Below are 25,570 nucleotides of genomic sequence, written 5' to 3'. Positions count from 1 at the left end.
GCACCGCACGTCCAAGCGATATCCCAAACGCGCCTGGATCAGCAATCGAACGGGTCGCGCAGCACAAGCGTCTCGTCGCGATCCGGCCCGGTGGAGATCATGTCGATCGGGACACCCACCACCTCGGACAGGCGCTCCAGATAGGCTCGCGCCGCGGCCGGCAGCTTTTCGTATTCGCGAATCCCCACGGTGGATTCCTGCCACCCCGGCATCTCCTCGTAGATCGGCTTGCAGGCCGCATAGGCCTCGGCTCCGGACGGCGGTACCTCGTGGCGTTTGCCGCCACAGTCATAGCCGACACAGATCTGCACGCTCTCCAGCCCGTCCAGCACATCCAGCTTGGTCATGCACAGGCCGCTGATGCTGTTGATCGCGACCGCGCGCTTGAGCGCGACCGCATCGAACCAGCCACAGCGCCGTGCGCGCCCAGTGGTGGAACCGAATTCGTTGCCGCGGGTGGCCAGGTGCTCGCCCATGTTATCGAACAGCTCGGTCGGAAACGGGCCGGCCCCGACACGGGTGGTGTAGGCCTTGGTGATCCCCAGCACGTAGTCGATATCGCGCGGACCGACACCGGAGCCCGTCGAGGCGCCCCCGGCGGTGGTATTGGACGAGGTGACGAACGGGTAGGTCCCGTGGTCGATGTCCAGCAGGGTGCCCTGTGCCCCCTCGAACATCACGTCCCGGCCCTGGGCCCGCAACTCGTGCAGTCGCCCGGCGACATCCGCGACCATCGGCTGCAGGCGCTCGGCGTGCGCCAGGCACTGTTCCAGCACCTCCTGCTGGTCGATCGTGGGGGCCTTGAAATAATGCTTCAATGCGAAGTTGTGGTAGTCCATCACCTCGCCCAGCTTGGCGGCCAGACGCTCGCGGTGGAACAGGTCGTCCAGGCGCAGGCCGCGACGCGCGACCTTGTCCTCGTAGGCGGGGCCGATCCCGCGCCCGGTGGTCCCGATCGCAGCCTTGCCGCGCGCCTTCTCGCGCGCATGGTCCAGCGCCACGTGATAGGGCAGGATCAACTGGCAGGCGTCCGACAGCCGCAGGCGGTCGGCAACCGGCACGCCCTTGGCCTCGAGCTCTTCCATCTCGGTAATCAGCGCCTCGGGCGAAAGCACCACCCCGTTGCCGATCATGCATTCCACGCCTTCGCGCAGGATCCCCGACGGGATCAGGTGCAGCACGGTCTTCTCGCCATCAATCACCAGGGTATGCCCGGCATTGTGCCCACCCTGAAAACGGACAACAGCGGCTGCGTCCTCGGTCAGGCGGTCGACGATCTTGCCCTTGCCCTCGTCACCCCACTGACTGCCCAGTACGACTACGAAACGTCCCATCGGCTCAGTACTCCACTACCGTCCAGGCCCCGTCGCGCAGCTCCAGGCGCGCATCGGCGGGGGGTTCATTGGTTTGCCCTTCCAGATCGCGCACCACGCGATTACCGCGCGCACGCAGGTCGGCGATTGCGGCCTCCATGGCCACGTCACCCGAGGCCGGCGCGCGCACCGTACGACGCGGCACCGGCGGCGCCACCTCGGCACGGCGCAGCAACTCGCGCAGATCGGTACTGAAGCCGGTCGCGGCGCGCGCCCGGCCAAAGACGCGACCAATATCGTTGTAGCGCCCGCCGCGTGCAATTGCCTGCCCGGAGCCTGGCACGAACACCGCGAACACCAGGCCCGTGTGATAGGCATAGCCGCGTAACTCGCCGAGATCAACGTGGAGGTCCACGTTCGGCTGTGTCGCCTCCAGACGTTCCGCCACCGCCTGCAGGTGATCCAGGGCCGCCTCGACCTCGGCCGGCGCACCGGCCAGGGCCTCACGCGCCGCGGCAATGACACCGGCGTCACCATTGAGATCCACCAGAGCGCGCAACCGCCGGCAGACAGCCGCATCCATGCCTTCCGTCTCCCATGCCTCGAGGGTCCCCTCGATCTCGGGGACGCTTTTGCGCTGCAACTGGTCGAAGAAGGCCTCTTCGCGCGCGTTGTCCAGACCGGCCTCGCGCGCCAGCGCGCGATAGATACCGACATGACCCAGATCCATGCTGGGCTGATAGACCCCGCAAACCTCCAGTGTCGCGAGCATCAGGCGGATGATCTCAAGGTCGGAATCCAGACCATCATGGCCGAACAACTCGGCCCCGGCCTGCAGGGGACTGCGCGATCCGGACCACTCGTCCGCACGCGTACGCAGCGTACTGCCGACATAACAGAGGCGGTTGGGGCCTTCGACCTTCAGGCGATGGGCGTCGATGCGTGCCACCTGTGGGGTCAGGTCCGCGCGCACCCCCATCAGCCGACCGTTCATCTGGTCGGTCAGCTTGAAGGTCTGCAAATCCAGCGCATGGCCCGCGCCCACCAGCAAGGACTCCAGGTATTCCGCCAGCGGCGGCATTACCAGGTCATAGCCCCAGGTATCAAACTGGTCCAGCACCCGACGGCGCAGTCCTTCCAGGCGCCGCGCGGCGTCCGGCAGCGCCTCGTCGAGGCCATCCGGCAGTAGCCAGCGGTTGATCTCGGTCATCTCGTCCCTGCCCTTGTCCTAGGGAAACACTGATCAATGTCCACGCTCGCACTCAAGGCGCTTTTGCGTCCGGCGAGTGTGTACATTGATCAGTGTTTCCCTTGTGTCACCCAATGCGCGCCGGCCGGGTCCCGGCATGACTCGGGCCCGGAAGACCGGGCCCGAGTCAAACGGTCACCGCGCACCGGACACCTGCGATGGCGCCCGGCCCCGGTGTTACTGGGTCGGCAGCGGCGCCGGCCGCTCCCCGCCCGGCGCGTTGAAGAACTGGAAGAACTCGGAGTTCGGCTCCAGGATAAAGGTGCTCTTCTCGCCGCTCATGCTGTTGCGGTAGGCGATCAGGCTTCGATAGAAGCGGAAGAACTCCTCGTCCTCGCCGAACGAGCGGCCCAGCGTCTCGGTGGCACGCGCATCACCGGCACCCCGGATCTCCTCGGAGTCGCGATAGGCGTTGGCGAGGATGACCGTGCGGTCACGGTCGGCGCGCGAGCGGATGCGCTCGGCCTCCTCCTGGCCACGGGCACGGAAGTCCTGCGCCACGCGCTCACGCTCGGCACGCATACGTTCGTACACCGACTCGGAGACCTCGTCGGGCAGATCCATCCGGCGTACGCGCACGTCGACCAGGTCAATCCCCAGCTCCAGCGCCGTCTCCAGCGCGGTCTGCCGTACCGCCCCCATGATCGCCAGGCGCTCGCCGGCGACGACTTCCTGCAACTCGAAGCGTGCGAACTCGTTACGCATGCCGTCGCGCAGGATCTGGGCCAGACGCTCCTCGGCCAGCCGCTCGTCACCGCGGGTAGCGCGGTAGAACTGACCAATATCATCGATACGCCATTTGGCGTAGAAGTCGACGATGATGTTCTTCGCCTCGGAGGTCAGGAACCGATCCGGCGGGATGTTCAGCGTCATGATCCGGGCATCGAACTTCTCGACGTTCTGGATCAGCGGAAACTTGAAATGCAGACCAGGCTCGGGGTCGACCTGACGGATCTCCCCCAGGGCAAACTTGATCACGCGCTCGCGCTCATCGACGGTGTAGGTCGACAGCGCCACCACGATCCCGATGACAACAACGGCGATACCGGCTATGCGTAGCATTAGCGCACCTCCCGCGAGCGCTGGGCCGCCGGATCACGGCTACCCAGTCGATTGACACCTGACCCAGGAGTGGCACCGAGGCCACCGCGGCTGGTATCGATGGGTTGCGGGGTCGGCGTATCACCCGAGTTGGATCGGGTACCGGTACCACGGAACAGCTGATCCAGCGGCAGCATCATCAGGTTGTTGCTGCTGCCCACGTCGAGCATGACCTTGCGCGAATCCTCGAGCACGGCCTCGACGGCCTCCAGATACAGACGGTCGCGGGTCACTTCCGGGTACTGCTGGTATTCCACCAGCAACTGATCGAAGCGCGCAGCATCACCGTCGGCCTGCGCAATGACCTGATCACGATAGGCCTCGGCCTCCTCGATGATACGCGCCGCCTGACCACGGGCCCGCGGGATCACGCCGTTGGCGTAGGCCTCGGCCTCGTTGCGGAAGCGAACCTCGTCCTCGCGGGCGCGGATCGCGTCGGCAAAGGCCTCCTGGACCGGCTCGGGCGGCTGGGCCTGCTGCATGGACACGGCGGTAACCGTAACCCCGGCCCCGTAGGAATCCAGATTCTCCTGCATCACCACACGCGCCGACGAGGCAATCTCCCCACGCCCTTCGCCGAGGATGAAGTCCAGGTTGGAACGCCCGACACGTTCGCGGATCGCGGATTCCATTACGTGATTCACAGTGGAGTCCGGGTTGCGCACGTTGAAGAGGAAATCGACCAGATCGAGGATGCGGTACTGCACCGCGATATCGATATCGATGATGTTCTCGTCTCCGGTCAGCATCAACGCGCGGTGCTCGATGGTTCGCACGTTATCGACGTTGACGATCTCGACCCGCTCGATCGGATAGGGCAGATGCCAGCCGGGACCCGGGTTCTTCACTTCCTGGAAGGCGCCAAAGCGCAGCACAACACCGCGCTCGCCCTCGGAGATGATATGGAAGCCGGAGGCCAGCCAGACGACCAGAGCGATGATCAGCCCGAGACTGACCAGGGCCTGGGTACCACGGCCCATGCCACCACCGGAGGAACCCCCGGAGCCACTGTCGCCACCACCGCCGAAGATTCCATTCAGCTGGCGCGACAGCTTGCGCATCATTTCTTCCAGATCGGGAGGCTGGTTGCCCCCGCCGCCACCGCTACCACCACCGCGCTGGCCACCGCCGCCCCCACTCCAGGGGTCGCGGTTACTATTTCCCGGTTCGTTCCAGGGCATGGACTGGACTCCGTCACTCGCTCAGGGCTGGCACCATCCGTTCACCCGACACGGATGGGCATAAGGGGCCATATTCTAGGGAGCCGGTCCCACCCGGGCAACCACGACCGGAGGGAAAAGCGGGTTACTCACCACCCTCGAGGACGACAAAGGCCTGGGCATACTCGCGCTCGTCGCTAATACTGAGGTGAATGGCGCTCACCCCAAGGCGTTCGGCGGTCGCCCGTGCGCGGCCTTCCAGCACGAATTCGGGGCGCCCGCGGGCATCATGGGTCACCCCGGCTTCGGCCAGCCCCATGTCGGCCCCGACCCCACATCCCAGCGCCTTGGCGAGGGCCTCCTTGGCCGCAAAGCGCCGGGCGAGAAATCCCGCCGGATGCTCCGACGGCAGGTCGGCGTGCTCGACCGGATGCAGGATACGCTCGGCCAGCCGCCGGCCATGGCGCTCCCACATGCCCTGCATGCGCGCCACCTGGACGAGGTCGGTGCCGATCCCGAGGATCATGCGGCGATCACACCGGGTACTGGCCGACTGGCAGGCCAGCGCGGGCGGCATCCATCAAACCGCGCATGTGGCTGACTGCCTCCGGCAACCCCGTAAACAACGCCCGGGCCACGATGGAGTGGCCGATATTCAGCTCGTGAAAGACCGGATTCGCGGCAATCGGACGTACATTGTCGTAGTCGAGCCCATGACCGGCGTTGATCACCAGCCCCATGGCCTGACCGGCAGTGGCGGCCTGGTTGATCCCGGCCAGCAAACGTTCGCGCTCGGCTGCATCACGGGCATTGGCATAGGCGCCCGTATGCAGCTCCACCACCGGAGCACCAATCTTGACCGCCGCCTCCATCTGGCGAACATCCGGCTCCACGAACAGCGAGACCTCGATCCCGGCCGCGGTCAGCGGGGCCACGAAATCACGCAGCCGCTCCAGCTGCCCGGCCGCATCCAGCCCGCCCTCGGTGGTCAGTTCCTCGCGCTTTTCCGGCACGATGCAGCAAGCCTCGGGGAGCAGCTTCAAGGCGATCGCCTGCATGCCCTCGGTGGCGGCCATCTCGAGGTTCATCGGCACCGTAAGCCGCGGCTTGATCCCGAAGACATCGTCATCCTGGATATGGCGGCGATCCTCGCGCAGGTGCAGGGTGATCGAATCCGCGCCGCTGGCCTCGGCCAGGCGTACCGCCTGCATCAGGTCAGGATACGGCGTGTGGCGGGCCTGGCGAATCGTGGCGATGTGGTCGAGGTTGACCCCCAGCTTGAGCGGTGCGGGATGCGACATGGTACGTGTGGCCTTGTATGGGCTTGAATGCGTGTCAGGGCCGGGGCTACAGCAGCGCTCGCGTGCGCAGCACGCGGCCGGCCAGGTGATGGTCAATCAGGGCGCGCATGAAGTCACGCGCCGGACGGGCATGATTATCGGGGACCGGCTGCCCCGAAGCGAGCGCCCACAGGGCCTCCCCGGCGATGGCACCCGCGCGCCCCGGTGCCGTGGGCTCCAGGCCCATCTCGGGCTCGTACCGATACCAGGCCGCCGGATCAAGCTCGGCGGCATCGACATGCTCGAGCCCGGAATCGATCGGCAGCAGCAGCGCCCACTCGGCGCGGCGCAACACCACGTCCGCGCGCTCCCGGGCCGCCAGCCGCGCGTAGGCCGTCAGCAGGGCCGGCAACGCCTCGGGGATCGGCGCGTCACGCGGATAGAGACGCAACACCAGCTCATTCAGATACAAACCGCAGACCAACGCCCGCCCGGTCAACGGAAAGACCCGCTGCTGCTCCGCCACCTGCAGCGTGGGAAGCTCGCCACGGCCGCGCCAGGCCAGATCCAGTAGCACAAAGGGCTGTACCGACCCCGCCTTGCCACGCACCACCGCCGCCACACGCCCGGCCTCGCCCGTCAGCAGTTCCAGCACGCGGCTGTTCTCGCGCAGTGCCCGCGCATGCAGCACTACACCCTGGGTGACGGCCGTCGCCGCGCCACTCATGCGCGCCGCGGCGCCTTCACCGGGGTTCTTCGATGCCCAGCTCGCGCAGGGCGCGGGGATTCCGGGTCCAGTCCGCCTCGACACGTACCGTCAGGCGCAGCATGACCTTCCGCCCCAGCAGCTCTTCCAGCTGCAGACGCGCCGCCTGCCCGATCCGCTTCAGGCGCTGTCCACCCTTGCCGATCACGATCCCCTTCTGGCTGTCGCGCTCGACCATGATGACGGCATCGATATGCGTCGTCCGCGGCTCGTCGGACCACTGCTCCACGCGCACCGCCACCGAGTACGGGACCTCCTGCCCCAGGCTCTCCAGCAGGGACTCGCGGATCATCTCCTCGGCGCGAAAGCGCTCCGGGCGATCGGACAGCTGCTCGGGGTCGTAGAGGAAGGGCCCCGCGGGCAGGTGGCCGCGGATCTCGTCGATCAGGCCCGCGACGTTGGAGCCCGTCTTCGCCGACAGCGGGACAACACCTGCATACGGCATCGCCTCCATGCGCGCCGCGATAAACGGCAGCAGTTCTTCTTTTTCCCGCGCCCGATCGACCTTGTTGATCACCAGCAGCGCCGGCCGCTCGGACTGGCGAATCAGCTGCTCGATGCGCTCGTCGCCCTCGCCAAAGCGTCCCGCCTCGACCAGGAAACACACCAGATCCGCGTCGGCCAGGGCCTGACTGGCCGTGCGGTTCAGCACCCGGTTCACCAGACGCGTGCGCTCGGTATCGATCCCCGGGGTGTCCATCAGCACGATCTGGTCGTTCCCCTCGGTCACGATGCCGAGGATGCGATTGCGCGTGGTGTGGGGACGCCGCGTCGTGGCTGCGAGCTTCTCGCCCACCAGGCGGTTCATCAGCGTAGTCTTGCCAACATTCGGGCGGCCGACCAGCGCCACCATACCGCACCGCGTTCCGGACTCGGAAGTGCTATCCATGCCGTTCACTGCTCCTGTGCCTGCTGCTGCAACCGCTGCAGCGCGGCCTCGGCCGCGGCCTGCTCCGCGCGGCGCCGAGAGGAGCCCTCGCCCTGCTGCCCCCAGCCCTGAGTAGGCAGGTGTACGAAGACGGTGAAGCGGCGCTGGTGATCGGGGCCAACCACCTCCAGCACTTCGTAAACGGGCAGTTCCGCATTGCGACCCTGCAATTGTTCCTGCAAACGGGTCTTCGGGTCCTTCAGGGATTCGGCGGAGGGCAGATTCCCTAGGCGCTCGGCATAAAGTGCCAGGGTGAAGTCGCGCGCAGCCTGCATGCCGGCCTCGCGGTAGGTCACGCCAATCAGGGCCTCGACCGCGTCGGCGAGGATGGAATCGCGCCGCTGGCCGCCGCTCTTGCGTTCGCCCTGGCCGAGATTGAGCGTGCCTTCCAGTCCCGACTCTCGCGCCAGGGCCGCCAGCGATTCGCGGTTGACCAGCGCCGCGCGCAGGCGCGTGAGATCCCCTTCTGGCGCGTCCGGCAGCTGCTCGTACAGGGCATCGGCGATGACCAGACCCAGGACCGCATCGCCCAGAAACTCCAGGCGCTCGTTGTTGCGCCCGCCGGCACTGCGATGGGTCAGGGCCTGGCGGACGCCATCGCCCTCGCGCACCGCCTCCGGCAGCAGATCGCGAAAATCGCGACTCGCACTCGATCGTTGAAGGTTACGGTCCGACAATCCCACAGCGTTTCCCTAGGGCGCCAGGGTTTCGCTACGCGAGAAACGCGCGACCACGTCGACGTTCCCCAGGAACTCGCGGCGGACTTCGTATTCCAGATGCATCTGCCGGCGATCGCCCTCCTCGGTCACCGAGAAGTCGTCCTCCTCGATCCCGTCGTACACCGAGTTGATCTGGAAGCGGCGGTTCATCTCGCGCCACAGCTCGCGCTCGCTTTTCTCGGCCGCACCGGGCTGGGTCGCCACGTCCTGCATGATCGAGCGCACCGTCAGGTACTGGGTGTACTGCGTACCCATCTTGATCACGAAGGTCCCGACCAGCAGCGCCAGCAGGATCAATGCCATCACCGTCAGGGCACCCGCCCCGCGCATGGAATGTCTGGAATGCCGCATCGCCCTACCCCCTGGTTGCCTGCGCCCGCGAAACAGGCCTAGCGAATCGCCTGGCCAATCCGGGAAAAGTCCCTGTGCCCTTCATTGTAATCCCAATGCAGCCAGATAAAGAGGGCACGCCCCACCAGCAGATCCTCGGAGACGAACCCCCAGGTCCGGCTGTCGTTCGAGTTGTCGCGATTGTCGCCGACCATGAAATAGTGGCCGTCGGGGACCGTCACCGAGCCATCCAGGCTCGGGCGTTCCTCGCGCATCAGCGTCGTGTAGGTGCGCCCGTCGAGGGTCTCCTCGTACAGTGAGGCACCGGACATCATCTCCCCGGACCCCTCGCCCTCGAAGGTACCCACGCGCTCGGCCGACTGTGCCTCGCCGTTGACGTACAGCACGCGATCGCGGAACTCGATGGTATCCCCCGGCAGCCCAATCACTCGCTTGATGTAGTCCTCTTGCGGGTTGCGCGGATACTTGAACACCACGACCTCGCCACGCTCGGGCTCGCCCATATCGAAGACCTTGGTACGCGTAACCGGCAGGCGAATCCCGTAGGAAAACTTGTTCACCATGATGAAGTCGCCCACCAGCAGGGTCGGCATCATGGAGCCCGACGGGATGCGGAACGGCTCGGCCACGAACGAGCGCAGCACCAGCACAATCAGCAGCACCGGGAAGAACGAACGCGAATAGTCCACGAACCACGGCATGCGCGCCTGACGCTCGGGGCTCAGCCGCCGCCGCAGGAGCACCCAGCCCAGCCAGATCAGGCCCGTTGCGGCCGTGGCCAGTACCAGGATCAGTTCCAGATTCGCCATGTATTGTCCTCGATCACCGCCTTGCGGCGTGCCCGCTCCGACCCGGGCGCGTTATTTGTCGTCGCCGACCGACAGCACCGCCAGGAAGGCCTCCTGCGGCACATCTACCTTGCCAATCGACTTCATGCGTTTCTTGCCGGCCTTCTGCTTCTCCAGCAGCTTGCGCTTGCGCGAGACGTCGCCGCCGTAGCACTTGGCCAGCACATTCTTGCGCATCGCCTTGACCGTGGATCGCGCGATAATCTTCGAGCCGATCGCCGCCTGGATCGCCACCTCGTACATCTGCCGCGGGATGATCTTGGCCATGCGCTCGGTCAGCTCGCGACCGCGCGACTCCGCATGGTCACGATGCACGATCCCGGACAAGGCATCCACCCGCTCGCCGTTGATCAGGATATCCACGCGCACCAGCGGCGCCGCCTGGAAGCGCCGCGGCTGGTAGTCGAACGAGGCGTAGCCACGGGTTGCGGACTTCAGCCGGTCGAAGAAGTCCAGCATCACCTCGGACATCGGCAGCTCGTAGGACAACTGCACCTGACGCCCCAGGTATTGCATCTTGGTCTGCACCCCGCGCTTCTCGATGCACAGGGTGATCACCGCGCCGACGTAGTCCTGCGGCACGAGGATGTTCGCCTCGATAATCGGCTCGCGGATCTCGGCAATCTCGTTGCTCGGCGGCAGCCCGGATGGGTTGTGCACCATCACCACCTCGCCGTCGCTCTTTTCCACCTCGTAGACCACCGTGGGCGCGGTGGTAATCAGGTCAAGGTCGTACTCGCGCTCCAGGCGCTCCTGCACGATTTCCATGTGCAGCATGCCGAGGAAGCCGCAGCGAAAACCAAACCCCAGCGCCTGCGAGGTCTCCGGCTCGAAGGACAATGCGGCATCGTTCAGGCGCAGCTTGTCCAGCGCCTCGCGCAGGTCGTTGAAGTCATCCGCGCTGACCGGGAACAGGCCGGCGAACACCCGCGGCTGGACCTCCTGGAAGCCCGGCACCGGCTCGGAGGCCGGGTTGTTGAAGTCGGTGAAGGTGTCGCCCACCTTGGCCCCGGAGATGTCCTTGATGGTCGCGATCAGGTAGCCAACCTCGCCGACCTCAAGGGTCTCGCGGTCCACCGGCTTCGGCGTGAACACCCCGACCCGGCTGACCTCGTGGGCGCGCCCGACCGACATCGCCTTGATCTTCTGCCCCGCGTAGAAGCGCCCGGCCTTCACCCGCACCAGCGCGACCACGCCCAGGTAGTTGTCGTACCAGGAGTCGATCACCAGCGCCTTGGGCGAGGCCTCGGCGTCCCCCTCCGGCGGCGGGATGCGGCGCACGATCTCCTCCAGCAGCTCGGCAATCCCCTCGCCGGTCTTCGCGGAGACCCGCACGGCGTCGGTGGCCTCGATGCCGATCACATCCTCGATCTCGGCCGCCACCCGATCCGGCTCGGCCGCCGGCAGGTCGATCTTGTTAAGCACCGGGACGACCTCGAGCCCCTGATCGATCGCGGTGTAGCAGTTGGCCACACTCTGCGCCTCCACACCCTGGGAGGCATCGACCACCAGCAGTGCGCCCTCGCAGGCATACAGCGAACGCGAGACCTCATAGGAGAAGTCCACATGCCCCGGGGTATCGATGAAATTCAGCTGGTAACGCTGTCCGTCCTGGGCGTCGTAGAACAGTGAGACGCTCTGCGCCTTGATGGTGATCCCGCGCTCGCGCTCCAGGTCCATCGAGTCCAGCACCTGCTCGGACATCTCGCGCTCGGTCAGGCCATGGCAGCCCTGGATCAGGCGGTCGGCCAGCGTGGACTTGCCGTGGTCGATATGCGCGATGATGGAAAAATTGCGGGTCAGGCGAGTTTCGGTCATGCAGGGGCCAGTAGGTCCAGCAGTGCCTTTCGGTCGAGGAAATGGCAGCAAAGAATGTCGCCGTCGACCGCAAGCACCGGGACCTTCGCGTTGAAACGCACGCGCAGGTCCCGGTCCTCGTCGATGTCGACGATCTCGAGGGCGAAAGTATAACGACTTTTGAGGGCCGAAAGCTCCGCGAGCATCTGCTCGCAAAGCCCGCAGCCTTCGCGGTGATACAGCGTCAAAGTACGCATCATGATCGCTGCCGCCGCCCGGGCGCACAACGCCCGGGCCAGGGCACGACCATCATTCGGACGGGATGCGCAGGGCGATAAAGGTCGGGTTGCCGTCGCGCTGGATCAGGACCGGCACCGTACGCCCGGTGCCGGCCGCCTCGATCTGCTCTTCCAGCTCTTCCAGCGAATCCACCGAGTGGCGACCGAACTGCACAATCACGTCGCCTGGCCGAATGCCGGAGGAACGGGCCGGATTACCCGTCACCTCCGTAACCACCAGCCCGCCGTCCAGCCCGAGCTCGTCGGCCTCGGCGGCATCCAGCGGCTCCAGGTGCATCCCGAGCAGGCTTTGCGGCTCGGCACGCTCCTCCTGCTCCGGCTGGCGACCGCCGCGTTCCGCCGCCACATCGTCCGGCAGGCGTTCGATCTCGACCGTCAGGGTCCTGGTCTCCTCGCCGCGACGAATCTCCACCTCGGCCTCGGTACCGACCGGTGTACGTCCCACGATCGGCGGCAGCGCGGAGGAGTTCGGGACCTCGATCCCATTGAACTTGAGGATCACATCTCCCGTCTCGAAGCCGGCCTTCTCCGCCGGGCTGTCCGACTGCACACGGGCGACCAGGGCGCCGCTGGGCTTGTCCATGCCAAACGACTCGGCCAGATCGCGCGTAACCTCTTGGATCAGCACGCCCAGCCAGCCCCGCGTGACCTCGCCGTGCTCGCGCAGCTGCTTGACCACGTCCTCGACCATCTCGATCGGGACTGCGAATGACAGCCCCATGAAGCCACCGGTACGGCTGTAGATCTGGGCATTAATCCCCACGACCTTGCCGTCCAGGTTCAGCAGCGGGCCACCCGAGTTCCCGGGGTTGATCGCGACATCGGTCTGGATGAACGGGACGTAATTCTCGGTCGGGAGGTTGCGCCCCTTGGCGCTGACGATCCCGGCCGTCACGGAGTGATCGAAGCCGAACGGCGAGCCGATCGCCAGCACCCACTCGCCGACCTTGAGGTCGTCCGAGGAACCCAGCTCCAGCGTCGGCAGGTCATCGGCATCGATCTTCAGCAGGGCCACGTCGCTTTGCGGGTCCTTGCCGACCACCTCGGCGTCGAACACGCGCCGGTCGGAGAGATGCACGACGACCTCGGAGGCCCCCTCCACAACGTGATTCGCCGTGATGATGTAGCCATCCTCGGTGTAGATGAAGCCGGACCCCAGCGAGCTGCGCTCCGGCATCCGGCCTTCGCCGCCCTCGCCTCGTCCGCCACCTGGGGGGGCGCCGAAGAAGCGTTCGAACAGGTCCTCGAACGGGGAGCCCTCGAAATCGGGGTGTCCGCCCGTCTGGCCACCCTCACGCTCACGCGTGGTGGAGATATTGACCACCGCGGGGCTGTGCTCCTCCGCCAGCGGGACAAAATCCGGCAGCATGCGCGCCGAAGCCGGCAGGGAGAAGGCAAACAGGATCAGCCCCAGCAGGGCCCATTGCATCGGTCGCGTCATGATTGAACCCGCTCTTGCTCGTGCGTTCATGCTCTAGAAAATTCGTACCGGGACAAGTTCCCGGCGATTGCCTGCATTATTCGATCGGACGCGGACGGCCCTGCGCCCGGACCACACCGGCGTCGGGCTCGCGGCGCAGGAATACCGGCGCCAGATCCGGTGCGCGGTGGCGCATCCAGTACCGAACCCCGCCGAGCCCCAGCACGAAACCCGCCGCACCGGCCAGCATCAGCCAGCCCTCGCCCAGCAGCGGCCAGGCCAGCATCAGCAGCCCCGGCACGGCGACCAGGCCCAGCAGTGGCAGCAGATACATCGCCAGGGCCCCCGAGACCAGGGCCTGGTCGCGAATCCCGATGATCACGCGATCGCCGGCGCGGAGCTGACCCGGGTGGCCGATGGTCACCTCCACGGCCTTTCGCCCCAGCACCTCGGACAGCACACCGCTACCGCAGCCGGTGCGGGCCGAACAGCTTCCGCAGGTGGACTGGCGCTCGATGCGCACGCGCGCGCTGTGCGCCTCGGCCGCGAGCACGACACCTTGTTCCTCGATCCAGTGCCCCACCGGCCTTACTCGCCCGCGGCGCCTTGGTAATAGACCGCGTCCAGCACCTGCTGGACCGTAATATGGGGGACATCGCCGACCGCCGTGACCTGATGTCCGGCCATCACCCGTGCAGCGGCATGCGTGGCGCCGGCACGGGTTGTACCCTCGAAACTCTTCTCGCCATCCGCCGGCTCTACATAGACCGACACCGAGGCCAGACCATCACTCAGCACGAAGTGGCGCGAGACCTCGTCCCCGTTACCCAGCGAGCGCTCCGTGGCGGCGACTGCCTGAAAGCCAGGGGGGAGTTCACCAAACTTCCAGCCACCCAGGCCATTGTCGTCGTCCCACTGGGGCTTCTTGTGGCCGCGATCGGCGCGCACCTCGATGTGCTCGGCCTGATCGGTCGTCGGCTCGAGTTCGCTCTCGGCGATCTCGTCACTCAACTCCAGATCGGTGAAGGCAAGCCGTTCCAGCAGCTTGCCCTTGGGATCGTACAGCTCGCTCAGGAGCGGCAGGGCGCTGTCCATATGGAGACAGTAGCGATGGCTGTAGCGCAGGGCATCCCGCGCGCGCGCCATAATCAGGGTGCATGGATAACCGGCCACGCGGTCCAGGCCCTGGATCTTCAGCGCATAGAGGTCATGTGTTTCCAACAGGGAGACCGGCGCGCCGGCAGGGCCCAACGGTGACTGCGCCCCGTCTCCCGAGGCACCGCGCGCGCCCTTGATTGCACTCAGGCGATCCACCGAGCGCAGGATCTCGCGTTCGGCGCCAGTCAGGGTCTCGAGGCGTTCTCGGTAACCGCCATCATCGGCGACATGTACCACACGGATGGTATCGATGCGGTCATCGCGCTGCAGCACGAAGGTGCCTTGATAGCTCTCCGCATGCAGGCTTGTCGTCATGCGCTCAAGCCATTCCGACGGCGAGACCTCGTCCGCCAGTACCTGCGCCGGAAGGCAGAGCGCGGTTGCGGCCAGAACGAGCGGCAGCCCACGCCACATGACGTATTACTCGTCGCTGACCGAGTAGCGTACGCGTCCCAAGGCCGAAGAGCCCGGGCCGGTCAGTTCGGCATGATTTTCGAGGTAGCGGGCAAACCGCGGATCCAGGGACTCGCCAACTTCCGCCTGTGCGGGATCTTCGGCACCGGCGCGGGAGCTGGCCGTCTGCACGTCGCCCGTAGCCGCCGGGGTACCGCTTTCCACGGCCACCGGGGTCGCATCCTGACCGGGTTGATCCCCCAGCATCTGCATACCCACCAGCGTGACCATCGCCACGGCCGCGGCCACTCCGGTGCCGGCGACGGGCTTCAGCCAGCGCGGCGATTCGCGCCGGGGCACACCCTGCAGGGCGGGTTCGTCCGCCAGGGCCGTGCGGATGTCATCCATGAAATGTGCGGGGGCCGTGTTGCGCAGCCCGCCGCGGAGACTGTCACCGATCAGGTGATAGCGTTCCCACTGATTGCGATCCTCTTCGGACTTGACCAGCTCGTCGATCAGGCGCCGCGTCTCGAAGTCATCCGTTTCTCCGTCTACGAGGGCGGATAGACGTTCATTCTTGGTGACTTGTTCTTTCATGGTGCTTCTCGTCATTCTTCGTCTAACAAAGGACGCAAGGTCCGGTCGATGGCCTCGCGGGCCCTGAAGATGCGCGACCGTACGGTACCGATCGGACATCCCATCGTCTGCGCGATTTCTTCGTAACTCAGTCCCTCGATTTCGCGCAGCGTAATCGCCATGCGAAGGTCGTCGGGCAGTTTCTCGATGGTGCGCTGCACCGCGCCTTCTATCTCCTCGGACAAGAGCTCCCCCTCCGGGGTTGCATTGTCCTTGAGAGCGGAGTCACCGCTCATCTGTTCCGCGTCCTGTGCGTCGACTTCGGCCTCCGGCCGCCGCCGTCCCTGGGAAACCAGGTAGTTCTTGGCCGTATTGATCGCGATGCGGTAGAGCCAGGTGTAGAACGCACTCTCGCCGCGAAAGTTCGCCAGTCCCCGGTACGCCTTGATAAAGGCCTCCTGGGACACATCCTGGGCGGCAGCCTGATCATGCACGTAGCGCCCGACCAGGTTGATAATCTTGTGCTGATACTTCAGCACCAGGATGTCGAAAGCCGCCTTGTCGCCGGTTTGTACGCGTTTGACCAGAGCCTCGTCGGAAGCCTTCTCGCTCATGCGGGGGCTCCCGCCAGGGCACCGGTCTCCGGTAATCTATGAAGCATGGACCGCCTGACTCGCATTAAGTTCGCTTTCCGCACAACACTGTTGCGAAAGGGCCACGATTTGCTCGGGCAACAAGCGCAGCACGTTACCTGAGCCATGGGAACAGTACAACAACCTCGCCTGGCCGACGTACTGGTCATCGGGAGCGGCGCAGCGGGGCTCTCCGCTGCCCTGCATCTGGCCCCGCATCGCCGCGTCACCGTAATCAGCAAGGGTCCAGTGGACGAGGGCTCGACCCGCTATGCGCAGGGCGGGATCTCCGCCGTTCTCGACCGCGCCGACTCGTTCGATGCCCATATCGCCGACACCCTGGATGCGGGGGCCGACCTGTGCGATCCGGACGCGGTCCGGCGCACCGTGGCCGCCGGCCCCGAGGCAATCCAGTGGCTGCTGAACCTCGGCGTGCCGTTCACCCGCGAGGCCCTGGAGGGGCGCAGCCGCCTGCACCTGACCCGCGAGGGGGGGCACAGCGCCCGGCGCGTCGCCCATGCCGCCGATGCGACCGGCCGCGCAATCGAGGATGCCCTCGTGAAGAGCGCCTCCGGGCAGGCCAGCATCGAGGTCTTCGAGCGCCACGTGGCAGTGGATCTGATCACCCAGCCCGTGGACGGAACCCGGCGCGTGGTCGGCGCCTATGTGCAGGACGCCAAGACCCGCGAGGTGGAAACCATCCTCGCCCCGACCGTGATCCTGGCGACCGGCGGCGCGAGCAAGGTCTACCTCTACAGCTCCAACCCCGACGGCGCCACCGGCGACGGGATCGCGATAGCGTGGCGTGCCGGCTGTCGCATCGCGAACATGGAGTTCATGCAGTTCCACCCGACCTGCCTGTTCCATCCGCGCGCCAAGTCGTTCCTGATCTCCGAGGCGGTGCGTGGCGAGGGCGGTCTGCTGCTGCTCCCCAACGGCGAGCGCTTCATGCCGCGCTTCGACAAGCGTGCGGAACTGGCCCCGCGTGACATCGTCGCCCGCGCGGTCGACCACGAGATGAAGCGTCTCGGCCTGGATCACGTGAACCTGGACATCAGCCACAAGCCGGCAGAGTTCATCCGCGAGCACTTCCCCACGATCTATGAGCGCTGCCTGGAGTTCGGCTTCGACATGACCCGCGAGCCGCTGCCGGTGGTGCCGGCCGCGCACTACACCTGTGGCGGGGTGATGGTGAACCACTTTGGCCAGACCGATCTGCCCGGCCTGTACGCGGCCGGCGAGGTCTCCTATACCGGCCTGCACGGGGCCAACCGCATGGCCAGCAATTCCTTGCTGGAGTGCCTGGTCTATGCCCGCGCGGCCGCCGAGCACATCCTCTCGCAGACCGACCTGCCCGCGCCGGAGCAGCTCGCGGCACCGCCCGCCTGGGACGAGTCACGGGTCACGGAATCCGAGGAGGAGGTCGTGGTCGCCCACGACTGGGATGAACTGCGCCGCCTGATGTGGGACTACGTCGGCATTGTGCGAACCCGCGAGCGCCTGCACCGCGCCGAGCGCCGCATCCGCATCCTGCAGGAAGAGATCCACGAGTATTACAGCCATTTCCGCATCTCGCCGGACCTGCTCGAGCTGCGCAACCTGGCCATGGTCGCGGAGATCATCGTGACCAGCGCCCTGTCCCGCAAGGAAAGCCGCGGGCTGCACTTTATTCGCGACTACCCCGAGACCGACCCGGCCCTGGACGGCCAGCCGACGATCCTGGCACCGGACAACGCCCTGCGCCCCGGCGACCGCCGCCGGCCGTAACCTGCCTCCCCGTCATTGCGAGGAACCTCGCGACGAAGCAAGCGGTATCCGCTAGCCAGCAAACCCCAAAGCGACGTCCAGCTTCGGGCGGTTGCCGCGTCGCCTGCGGCTCCTCGCAATAACGGGGGGCAAGCGCGGCGGCGCTACCACCACTTCTCGTACTTGAGCTGCGCCTCGGGGATTCCCCACTCGGCCAGAAGCGTGGCCATATCCTCGATGAACTCGCGCGAACCGCAGAAGTAGAACAGGGCGTCGCGCGGCAGGTTCAGGGACTCCAGCAGCTCGTGGCTGATGCGCCCGGTGTGGCCCAGCCAGTCCTCGGCCTCGCGCGTCACTGTCAGCGTTACGTCGATGTTCTCGGCCTTGGCCAGGTGCGCCAGCTCGTCGGGGAACAGCATCTCGTCCTGGTGAGCGACGCTGTAGACGAGATGGGCGTAGACGTCCGGCATGCCGTCATTGACCGCACGCAGGATGCTGAACAGCGGCGTGACCCCGATCCCCGCGCCCAGCAGCACGACGTTCCGCGCCATACCCGGCTCGAAGAAGAAGCTGCCCTGGCCGGGGGTGATGTAGACCGTATCTCCCTCGCGTGCGGTGGAGTGCAGGTAGTGCGTGGCGTGATGGTGATCGGCGTACTTGATTGCGAGCTGCAGCCGCCCGTCATCGCGCGGCGCGGAGACCACCGAATACCCCCCGACAAACGGCTTGCCGGCGGCCTGCGGGATCACCAGATCCAGCCACTGCCCGGCCTTGCTGGCAAAGCGCGCCGGGTCGGCCGACAGAGTAAAGACCTTGATCAGCGGCGTAACCTGTTCGATCGCCTCGATCCGGGCCGGCATGAAGTGTTCGGGCAGTTCAACGGCGTGTGTCATTTGGGGTCCGTGTTGGTGTCGCGTTCACGCCGCCGGGCCTCCTGGTAGAGAGCCTCCTGGGCGTCGAAATCCAGTTGTTCCAAGGCCTGCCCCTGCGCGCGGGCCAGGGCCTCCATGGTACGAAAGCGCGCCTCGAACTTGCGCGTGGTGCCACGCAGCGCACCCTCCGGTTCCACTCCCAGATGACGCGCCCAGTTGGTCACGGCAAACAGCAGGTCGCCGATCTCCTCGGCCACGCGCTCGGGATCGGCGTCGCTGGCCAGCTCCTCGCGGACCTCGTCCAGTTCCTCGTGGATCTTCTCCAGCACCGGGGCCGGGTCGCCCCAGTCGAAGCCCAGCCGGGCCGCGCGGCGCTGGGTCTTGGCGGCACGGGCCAGGGCCGGCATCGCCAGCGGGATGTCGTCCATCGCGCTGTGGTGGTCGCGCGCGGCGCGCTCCTCGGCCTTGGCCGAGTCCCAGGCGGCCTCGCGGGCGGCATCATCCGAGTATTCGGCATCGGCGAATACATGCGGGTGGCGCCGCACCAGCTTGTCGCCGATCGCACGTGCGATGTCATCGAGGTCGAAACGCCCCGCCTCCTCCGCGATCCGCGCCTGGAAGACCACCTGAAACAGGAGATCGCCCAGTTCGTCGCGCAGCTCGCGACTGGCCGCCTCGCGGCCATCGTCGCGAGCGATCGCATCGGCCAGCTCGAAGGCCTCCTCCAGTGTGTGGGGCACGATAGTTTGAGCGGTCTGCGCCCGGTCCCAGGCACAACCCTGCTCGGGATCACGCAGGCGCGCCATGATCGCGCGCAGGCGATCCACGGGATTGGTGTCCGTCATGACGGTGGAGTGTAAGGGGTCCCGGTGGGCGGGCAAAACCGTCCGCCACACTCCGATGCCAGTGTCGGGGCCGCGTGATCGGCCCCGACACCTCGATCAGCCCTGCTGATCCGGTTCGCAGAGGCGCTTTTTCTCGTCCGGCAGGTTGTCCGGGCAGATCCCGCAGCCCTCGTTGCCGGGCAGCGCCCAGTCGATCTTCTTCGGATACGGCAGGTCCATCTCCTCCATGATCTTGACGAACTCGGCCTCGGGCTTGTTCTTGCCCAGACGCGGGTTGCGCATCTTCTCCTGCCCGATGGTGGTGATCTGGCGCTCTTCGTAGTCGTGGCACGGATATACCAGCGTCTCGTCTGGCAGGGTGAAGAACTTGTCATGGATCGACCGGTACAGGGTCTTGGCGTCACCCGACTGGAAGTCGGTGCGGCCACAGGCCTCGATCAGCAGGGCGTCCCCGGAGAACAACATCTTCAGGCCGACGTGATCCATCAGATAGGCATGATGGGAATCGGTATGCCCCGGGGTATAGAGGGGATTGATCACCAGATTCCCCACCTGGAAGGGCTCGCCCTCGCGCAGGCCGACGTCGCGACAGGGCAGCTCGTCCAGCGCCGGGCCGGCCAGCTGGCAGCCCGTCCGCTCGCGCAGCATCTTGCCGCCGGTGATGTGGTCGGCGTGGATGTGCGTCTCGATCGCGTAGTCGAGGCTCAGCCCCATCTCCTGCAGCACCCGCAGATCGCGGTCCACGGTCTCGATCACCGGATCGATCAGCGCGGTCTTGCCCGTGTCCGGGCAGCTCAGCAGATAGGTGTAGGTGGACGATTCTTCCTCGAACAGCTGCTTGAAAATCATGCGGTGTCCTCCAGGGCCATATGGGCCTGTCCGTTATATCAGTATTTACTAATACTAACCGGTAGTCGCTGCCGGCACCAAGCCAGTGTGCGTACCGCGACTATCTCCCGTTCGGAACCCCACCACTACCACGAGTTCCCGGAGCCGGGCCACCTCGCCCTTCTGTAGCGCCACGCCACTGGCTATCATGCGGCCTCTGCCGACATACACATCGACATCAAGGACTCACCATGGAAGCCAATCAAGTGGCCGAACTCATCCGCGCCGGCCTGCCGGAGGCCGAGAAGGTCGAGGTGACCGGGGGCGAGGGCAAATTCGAGGCCCTGGTCGTCAGCCCGCAGTTCGCCGGAATGAACAAGGTCAAGAAGCACCAGACCGTCTACGCCACCGTGCGCGACCAGATCGACTCCGGCGAGGTCCACGCGCTGTCCATCCGCGCCCTGACGCCGGAAGAGGCCGCAAGCGCCTAGGCACGGCGAGCGGTAATGCTCTCGCCCAAGGGCCGCGAGGAGATCGAGCGCCTGCTGGAGGGCGGCCTGGTCCACGACTGGGGCGAGGCCGAGACGACCCTGCGCAATGTCACGCGCATGCTGCTGACCACGCGCCCGGACCTGCTACGTCTGTACTTCAGCCCCGAGGCCTGGGGCCAGATCACCGCCTGGCCGCAAAAAAAGGCTGCCAACGCAATCATCGCCGCATTGCGCACCGGCGTGGTCGACGCCCTCGGGCGACCGGCCATCGCCAACCGCGAGCAGGCCCGCTTCTACCTCCTGTGCTTTCAGGATGACCTCGCCGAACGGGTGGATGCCTGGTGCCGCAAGCACCCGGAGGAATGCCCGCGCCGCAGCCGCGCCCAGACCCAGGCCCTGCCCGGCAACTCCGACCCATGACCTCAACCGTTCTCGAATGCGGCGATGCCACCATCGAAACCCCACTACGCGACCTGCTCGAACGCTACGGGCTACAACTGGTAATGCATCCGCCCGGTGCCGCACTGCCCGGGACCTGGTGGGGCGAGCCCGAGGCGGGGATCATCGGGTTGGCCGTGCATGTACGCCCGGACACCCCGCTGCACTCGGCGCTGCACGAGGCCGGCCATCTGATCTGCATGGAACCCGAACGCCGCGCGGCCCTGCATACCAATGCCGGAGGCGACGACCTGGAGGAATGCGGGGTGTGCTATCTGCAGATCCTGCTCGCCGATGCCCTGCCCGGGGTCGGGCGCAACCGGCTGATGCAGGACATGGACGCCTGGGGCTACAGCTTCCGCCTGGGATCGACCGCGCGCTGGTTCGAGGGGGACGCTGACGATGCACGGGCCTTTCTGCGCGCCGAGGGCCTGATCGACTCGCACGAGCGTCCTTCCTTCGCCTGTCGCGGGGGCCTTGAGCCTGCGCGGGATGCTACACTGAGACCCACGTCACAAGACGCAACGCTCCCGCAAAATGCCCGGCCAGATCCGGTGCGGTGATCGCGCGGCCGGGCACCGCGGGCCGGGGGCACACGAACCCACTGGCGCCCCGCCCGGACCAGGGAATGATCGAAACACAGGCAACGGAATCGCTCATGGACACGACGACCATCGACAGTCTGCTCCAGGAAATGGACCTCACCGCGCACCTGTCGGAATCCGCCCGCGCGGAACTGGCCCAGGCATGCGCGAGCCCGGAGCTGCCCGCTGGCAAGCGGCTGCGGCCCAAGGACGTCGCGGACCGGCACCTGTTTCTGCTGAGCGGCCAACTGGTACGCGTCAGCGGCGGCACCCCTTCGCGCATTACCGTCAGCGATGGCAACAGCGAGCCGCCCCTGCAGATGTTCGACGGCGGGGCCGGCCAGCACGATTTCATCATCACCGAAAAGCCCTGCCGCATGCTGGAGGTGCCCACAGGGGCGCTGGAGCAGGCCCACAGTGCCTCGCTGGTAATGCACGACACCGAGCTGGATGACACGGAAGGCGCCTTTTTCGGCGAGCTGTACGACTTGATCACCAGCAATCGTCTGGAGCTGCCGACCATGCCCGAGGTCGCCCTGCGCATCCAGGAGCTGACCAAGGATCCAGACGCGGACATCGACAAGCTGACCGATGTCATCCAGCGCGACGGGACCATCGCCGGGGCCTTGTTGCACGCCACGAACAGCCCGCTGTTCCGCGGCTCGCAGCAGATCCAGTCGGTACGGGACGCGGTCACGCGCCTGGGCTTTCGCAATACCCGCATGCTGGCCATGAACATGGCTATGCGACAGGCCTTCAAGGCCCGTCATGCGGCTACACGCGAGGCGATGGAGGCGGTCTGGCAGCACGGGGTACTGCAATCGGCCTATGCCTATCTGGTGGCCGACTCCCTGAAGCTGCTGGACCGTGAGCGCGCGTTGCTCGCCGGCCTGGTGGCCGGCATCGGGGCCGTCCCGATCATCCAGTTCATCGAGGTACGCGAGGACCACCCGGAGCCCGAGCGGGTGGCCCGTCTGGTTCGCCGCCTGCGCAATCTGGCCGGCGTACTGGTTATCAACTACTGGGACCTGGGCGGAGACCTGGTCAATGTCGCGGAGCACAGCAGCGACTGGGGCTACCGGCCGGCGGAACCCGACTATGCCAGCATCGCGCTGGTCGCCCAGTACGCCGCGCTGCAGGCCGAGGGCAAGGAACTGCCGGCCCCGTCCGAGGTCAAGGCTTTCGAACTCCTGGGCATCGATGCCCCCGCCCCCGGGGAACCGATCGCCTTCCTGGAGGCCCGGGCCGCCGACCTGGCGGAATTGCAAAAACTCTTTGATATGTAGAGGTGTCGGTGATCGAGGAACGTCTTCCACAACTGGTCCCGTTCGCCGACCTCGGCGAGCGTGCGCGCCACAAGCTCCTCCAGCACGCCAGCACCCTGGACATCAAGCCCGGCCTGAAGCTGCATGCGCGTGACGAATGGCGCCACCTGATCTTTCTCCTTGAAGGCCGGGTAATCCTGTCTGACGACGGCCAGTCGGTCATCCTCAAGGGCGGCAGCCCGGAATCCCTGAACCCACTGTTCAACGAACGCGATTACCACAGCCACGCGATCGCGGCGAGTAGCGGGCGTATCGCCCTGTTCGACCGCAAGGTCTACGAAAACCTGATCGATGGCGCGCGCGAAGGTGTGGAGGTCAGCGAGATCGAGCTGTCCGACCTTGAGGGCGAGCTGTTCACCAGCATCTACACCCGCGCCTTCTCCGGCGAACTGCAACTGCCGCAATTGCCGGAAGTGGCACTGCACCTGCAGGCGGCGCTGAAGGACCCGGACGTCGATATCGAGCGCGTCACCCGCATCATCGAGGAAGACCCCAGCGTCGCCGCACGCCTGCTGTCGGTGGCCAACAGCCCGGCGATGGGGAGCCAGCGCGAGGTCTCGCGACTGGCCGATGCGGTCTCCCGTCTCGGCCTCGAACGGACCCGGCAACTGGTGATGGCGCTCGCTGCGCACCAGGTCTTCATTCGGCGCGACAGCCCCTACCACGGCCTGCTGGAACGCCTGTGGCGGCGTTCGGCCCGCGTCGCGGCCATCAGCTGCGTACTGGCGGACCAGAGCGAGGCAGTCGATCCGCAAAAGGCCCTGCTGGCCGGCCTGCTGCATCGCGTCGGCGCATTGCCCATCATTGGCGAGGTCGCCCGCAGCCACCCCGACCGCAGTGCCGAGGACATCGAGCGCATCCTCTATCGCCTGGAAGGCCTGATCGGCGAACTGGTTGCTCAACAGTGGGGCCTGGCTTCCGATATCATGGCGGCCATTCGCGATTCCGGTGGCCCGGAAACCGCTACGGCAGCACCCCTGACCGATATCGTGCGCATCGCTCGCAGCGCCTGCACGCGCGATGGCGACGACGCCCTGGCGGACCGGACGCCACTGGCCAAGTTGAACGCCGTGGCACGATTCGGCTTTGTGCTCGACGACGACGGCCAGCTGCCGGCAATCGACACGGCCCGCCGCGAGATTGACGCGCTGATCCGCGAGGTCGCCTGACCCCGATCGCGCCGCTATCGCCCCCTGATCGGGCGGAGCGACCGCAACCCATTCAGGGAAGACCCTATGACCACTCGAACACGACCCCAACCTGGCGAAAAACAACGCGCCGCCGACAAGGTCGCGCGCATCCCGGTCAAGATCAGCCCGACCGAGCAGCCGCAGCGCAAACCGAAGTGGATCCGCGCCCAGAGCCAGGCTCGGCCCGAGGTGCAGCGTATCAAGCGCATCCTGCGCGACCAGAAGCTGCACACCGTCTGCGAAGAGGCGAGCTGCCCGAACCTGGGCGAATGCTTCGCCCACGGCACCGCCACCTTCATGATCATGGGTGACATCTGCACCCGCCGCTGCCCGTTTTGCGATGTCGCCCACGGCCGCCCCGAGGCCCTCGACCCGGACGAGCCCCGCCACCTGGCGGAGACCATCCAGGCGCTGGGCCTGAAGTACGTGGTCATCACCTCGGTGGATCGCGACGACCTCCGTGACGGTGGCGCCGGCCACTTCGTGGACTGCATCCGCGAGGTCCGCACGCTGAATCCGAACACGAAGATCGAGATCCTGGTGCCCGACTTCCGCGGCCGCATGGACCGGGCGCTGGAGATCATGCACCAGGCCCCGCCGGACGTCTTCAACCACAATCTCGAGACGATCCCGCGGCTTTACCGCGAGGCGCGTCCCGGCGCCGACTATCAATGGTCGCTGGAGCTGCTGAAGCGTTTCCGCGAACAGCACCCCGGGGTGCCGACCAAGTCCGGTCTGATGCTCGGGCTCGGCGAGACCCGCGAGGAGCTGCTGGAGGTCCTGGCGGACCTGCGCGAACACGGCTGCGACATGCTGACCCTGGGGCAGTACCTGCAGCCCTCGCGCCATCATCTTCCGGTCACGCGCTTCCTGGCACCGGAGGAGTTCGACGACCTCGGCGAGGCCGCACGCGAAATGGGCTTCAAGCAGGTGGCCAGCGGGCCCATGGTGCGCTCTTCCTACCACGCCGACCTCCAGGCCCAGGGCCTCGAAACCGCCTGACTCGCCCTACCGTCCCCTGCCGCCGGGGCGGCGCCCCGCGCCCTCAGGCGGGGCCTGGTTCGACCTTGGGTGTTTACGGTAGCTTCGGCCTGCCGCCTGCCTGCGCTCACTCGCGAGCGCGCCGCGAGGTACTTCTTTGCTCGTGCAAAGAAGTACCCAAGAAACACGCCCGGGATTCGCCCGGGAACCTTGCTCCGGACGCGCCAGGCCGGCGGCGCTGAAACTCGCTGCGCCTTTGGCTTCGCTCAGACAGTCAGCG

General features: G+C 66.4%; 28 protein-coding genes. 7 read left to right on the top strand and 21 right to left on the bottom strand.

Annotated elements, in window-relative coordinates; translation table 11 throughout:
* Window positions 1–38: 38 nt before the first annotated feature.
* The 18 genes from G015_RS0107370 to rpoE all read right to left on the bottom strand — a co-directional run bounded on the left by G015_RS0107370 (window position 39) and on the right by rpoE (window position 15,972).
* The gene (locus G015_RS0107370; RefSeq protein WP_018138094.1) at window positions 39–1,334 is read right to left on the bottom strand and encodes an adenylosuccinate synthase; all 1,296 of its coding nucleotides are present in this window, start codon (window positions 1,332–1,334) and stop codon (window positions 39–41) included.
* A gap of 4 nt (window positions 1,335–1,338) precedes the next feature.
* Entirely contained in the window at window positions 1,339–2,523 is a 1,185-nt protein-coding gene (locus tag G015_RS0107365) for an ATP phosphoribosyltransferase regulatory subunit (protein ID WP_018138093.1), read from the bottom strand.
* 216 nt (window positions 2,524–2,739) lie between these two features.
* Window positions 2,740–3,624, bottom strand: coding sequence for a protease modulator HflC (hflC, locus tag G015_RS0107360; RefSeq protein ID WP_018138092.1), 885 nt, complete (start codon window positions 3,622–3,624; stop codon window positions 2,740–2,742).
* The gene (gene hflK, locus G015_RS0107355) at window positions 3,624–4,844 is read right to left on the bottom strand and encodes an FtsH protease activity modulator HflK (RefSeq protein ID WP_038038384.1); all 1,221 of its coding nucleotides are present in this window, start codon (window positions 4,842–4,844) and stop codon (window positions 3,624–3,626) included. Before hflK ends, hflC begins: the two co-directional genes overlap by 1 nt.
* A gap of 124 nt (window positions 4,845–4,968) precedes the next feature.
* Window positions 4,969–5,349, bottom strand: a complete 381-nt coding sequence (gene acpS / locus G015_RS0107350) for a holo-ACP synthase (RefSeq protein ID WP_026182192.1) — start codon at window positions 5,347–5,349, stop codon at window positions 4,969–4,971.
* 7 nt (window positions 5,350–5,356) lie between these two features.
* Window positions 5,357–6,124, bottom strand: coding sequence for a pyridoxine 5'-phosphate synthase (locus G015_RS0107345; protein ID WP_018138089.1), 768 nt, complete (start codon window positions 6,122–6,124; stop codon window positions 5,357–5,359).
* 46 nt (window positions 6,125–6,170) lie between these two features.
* Complete coding sequence (locus tag G015_RS0107340) at window positions 6,171–6,830, bottom strand: DNA repair protein RecO (RefSeq protein ID WP_018138088.1); 660 nt, start codon at window positions 6,828–6,830, stop codon at window positions 6,171–6,173.
* Between the two features lie 16 nt (window positions 6,831–6,846).
* On the bottom strand, window positions 6,847–7,722 hold the full coding sequence (gene era, locus G015_RS0107335) for a GTPase Era (protein ID WP_018138087.1): 876 nt from the start codon (window positions 7,720–7,722) through the stop codon (window positions 6,847–6,849).
* A 41-nt stretch (window positions 7,723–7,763) separates the two neighbouring features.
* Window positions 7,764–8,474 carry a ribonuclease III gene (gene rnc, locus G015_RS0107330; RefSeq protein ID WP_018994078.1) on the bottom strand — a complete coding sequence of 237 codons (711 nt, stop codon included), beginning with the start codon at window positions 8,472–8,474 and terminating at the stop codon, window positions 7,764–7,766.
* A gap of 15 nt (window positions 8,475–8,489) precedes the next feature.
* A complete protein-coding gene (locus G015_RS0107325) occupies window positions 8,490–8,846 on the bottom strand; it encodes a DUF4845 domain-containing protein (protein ID WP_017925696.1) in 357 nt (118 codons plus the stop codon).
* A gap of 59 nt (window positions 8,847–8,905) precedes the next feature.
* Window positions 8,906–9,676 (bottom strand): signal peptidase I, encoded by a 771-nt coding sequence (lepB, locus tag G015_RS0107320; protein WP_018138085.1) that lies wholly within the window; start codon window positions 9,674–9,676, stop codon window positions 8,906–8,908.
* Between the two features lie 51 nt (window positions 9,677–9,727).
* On the bottom strand, window positions 9,728–11,533 hold the full coding sequence (gene lepA / locus G015_RS0107315) for a translation elongation factor 4 (protein WP_018138084.1): 1,806 nt from the start codon (window positions 11,531–11,533) through the stop codon (window positions 9,728–9,730).
* Window positions 11,530–11,769, bottom strand: coding sequence for a glutaredoxin family protein (locus G015_RS0107310; RefSeq protein ID WP_026182191.1), 240 nt, complete (start codon window positions 11,767–11,769; stop codon window positions 11,530–11,532). Before G015_RS0107310 ends, lepA begins: the two co-directional genes overlap by 4 nt.
* 52 nt (window positions 11,770–11,821) lie before the next feature.
* Window positions 11,822–13,240 carry a DegQ family serine endoprotease gene (locus tag G015_RS0107305; protein WP_018138082.1) on the bottom strand — a complete coding sequence of 473 codons (1,419 nt, stop codon included), beginning with the start codon at window positions 13,238–13,240 and terminating at the stop codon, window positions 11,822–11,824.
* A gap of 88 nt (window positions 13,241–13,328) precedes the next feature.
* Window positions 13,329–13,814: a SoxR reducing system RseC family protein gene (locus G015_RS0107300; protein WP_018138081.1), complete on the bottom strand. Its 486-nt coding sequence runs from the start codon at window positions 13,812–13,814 to the stop codon at window positions 13,329–13,331.
* A gap of 5 nt (window positions 13,815–13,819) precedes the next feature.
* A complete protein-coding gene (locus G015_RS0107295; RefSeq protein ID WP_018175441.1) occupies window positions 13,820–14,803 on the bottom strand; it encodes a MucB/RseB C-terminal domain-containing protein in 984 nt (327 codons plus the stop codon).
* 6 nt (window positions 14,804–14,809) lie between these two features.
* Window positions 14,810–15,379: a sigma-E factor negative regulatory protein gene (locus G015_RS0107290; RefSeq protein WP_018175440.1), complete on the bottom strand. Its 570-nt coding sequence runs from the start codon at window positions 15,377–15,379 to the stop codon at window positions 14,810–14,812.
* An 11-nt stretch (window positions 15,380–15,390) separates the two neighbouring features.
* Window positions 15,391–15,972 carry an RNA polymerase sigma factor RpoE gene (gene rpoE, locus G015_RS0107285; RefSeq protein ID WP_018138078.1) on the bottom strand — a complete coding sequence of 194 codons (582 nt, stop codon included), beginning with the start codon at window positions 15,970–15,972 and terminating at the stop codon, window positions 15,391–15,393.
* A gap of 144 nt (window positions 15,973–16,116) precedes the next feature.
* On the opposite strand from rpoE, the gene nadB reads away from it, so the two are divergent.
* Window positions 16,117–17,757 carry an L-aspartate oxidase gene (nadB, locus tag G015_RS0107280; protein WP_018138077.1) on the top strand — a complete coding sequence of 547 codons (1,641 nt, stop codon included), beginning with the start codon at window positions 16,117–16,119 and terminating at the stop codon, window positions 17,755–17,757.
* Between the two features lie 143 nt (window positions 17,758–17,900).
* Here the strand turns inward: nadB and G015_RS0107275 are convergent, their stop codons facing one another.
* The 3 genes from G015_RS0107275 to G015_RS0107265 all read right to left on the bottom strand — a co-directional run bounded on the left by G015_RS0107275 (window position 17,901) and on the right by G015_RS0107265 (window position 20,302).
* On the bottom strand, window positions 17,901–18,629 hold the full coding sequence (locus G015_RS0107275; protein ID WP_018138076.1) for a ferredoxin--NADP reductase: 729 nt from the start codon (window positions 18,627–18,629) through the stop codon (window positions 17,901–17,903).
* The gene (gene mazG / locus G015_RS0107270) at window positions 18,626–19,453 is read right to left on the bottom strand and encodes a nucleoside triphosphate pyrophosphohydrolase (RefSeq protein WP_020146376.1); all 828 of its coding nucleotides are present in this window, start codon (window positions 19,451–19,453) and stop codon (window positions 18,626–18,628) included. The genes G015_RS0107275 and mazG overlap by 4 nt, the downstream gene beginning before the upstream one ends.
* A 96-nt stretch (window positions 19,454–19,549) precedes the next feature.
* A complete protein-coding gene (locus G015_RS0107265; protein ID WP_018138074.1) occupies window positions 19,550–20,302 on the bottom strand; it encodes an MBL fold metallo-hydrolase in 753 nt (250 codons plus the stop codon).
* Window positions 20,303–20,532: 230 nt separating this feature from the next.
* Here G015_RS0107265 and G015_RS0107260 point away from each other — a divergent pair, with 230 nt between their 5' ends.
* From G015_RS0107260 to lipA, 6 genes are all read left to right on the top strand, one after another.
* Window positions 20,533–20,772, top strand: coding sequence for a BolA family protein (locus tag G015_RS0107260; RefSeq protein ID WP_018138073.1), 240 nt, complete (start codon window positions 20,533–20,535; stop codon window positions 20,770–20,772).
* Window positions 20,773–20,787: 15 nt separating this feature from the next.
* On the top strand, window positions 20,788–21,192 hold the full coding sequence (locus G015_RS0107255; protein ID WP_018994079.1) for a hypothetical protein: 405 nt from the start codon (window positions 20,788–20,790) through the stop codon (window positions 21,190–21,192).
* A complete protein-coding gene (locus tag G015_RS14305; protein ID WP_020146375.1) occupies window positions 21,189–21,773 on the top strand; it encodes a hypothetical protein in 585 nt (194 codons plus the stop codon). The genes G015_RS0107255 and G015_RS14305 overlap by 4 nt, the downstream gene beginning before the upstream one ends.
* A gap of 95 nt (window positions 21,774–21,868) precedes the next feature.
* Complete coding sequence (locus tag G015_RS0107245; protein ID WP_026182190.1) at window positions 21,869–23,080, top strand: HDOD domain-containing protein; 1,212 nt, start codon at window positions 21,869–21,871, stop codon at window positions 23,078–23,080.
* A gap of 8 nt (window positions 23,081–23,088) precedes the next feature.
* Entirely contained in the window at window positions 23,089–24,288 is a 1,200-nt protein-coding gene (locus G015_RS0107240) for an HDOD domain-containing protein (protein ID WP_026182189.1), read from the top strand.
* A gap of 66 nt (window positions 24,289–24,354) precedes the next feature.
* A complete protein-coding gene (gene lipA / locus G015_RS0107235) occupies window positions 24,355–25,311 on the top strand; it encodes a lipoyl synthase (protein WP_018994767.1) in 957 nt (318 codons plus the stop codon).
* Window positions 25,312–25,570: the final 259 nt, after the last annotated feature.

This window comes from Thioalkalivibrio sp. ALJ15 (assembly GCF_000383695.1).
Taxonomy (GTDB): domain Bacteria; phylum Pseudomonadota; class Gammaproteobacteria; order Ectothiorhodospirales; family Ectothiorhodospiraceae; genus Thioalkalivibrio.
Note: the sequence above shows the minus strand (reverse complement) of the source record. Positions and strands in the feature narration are given on the sequence as shown.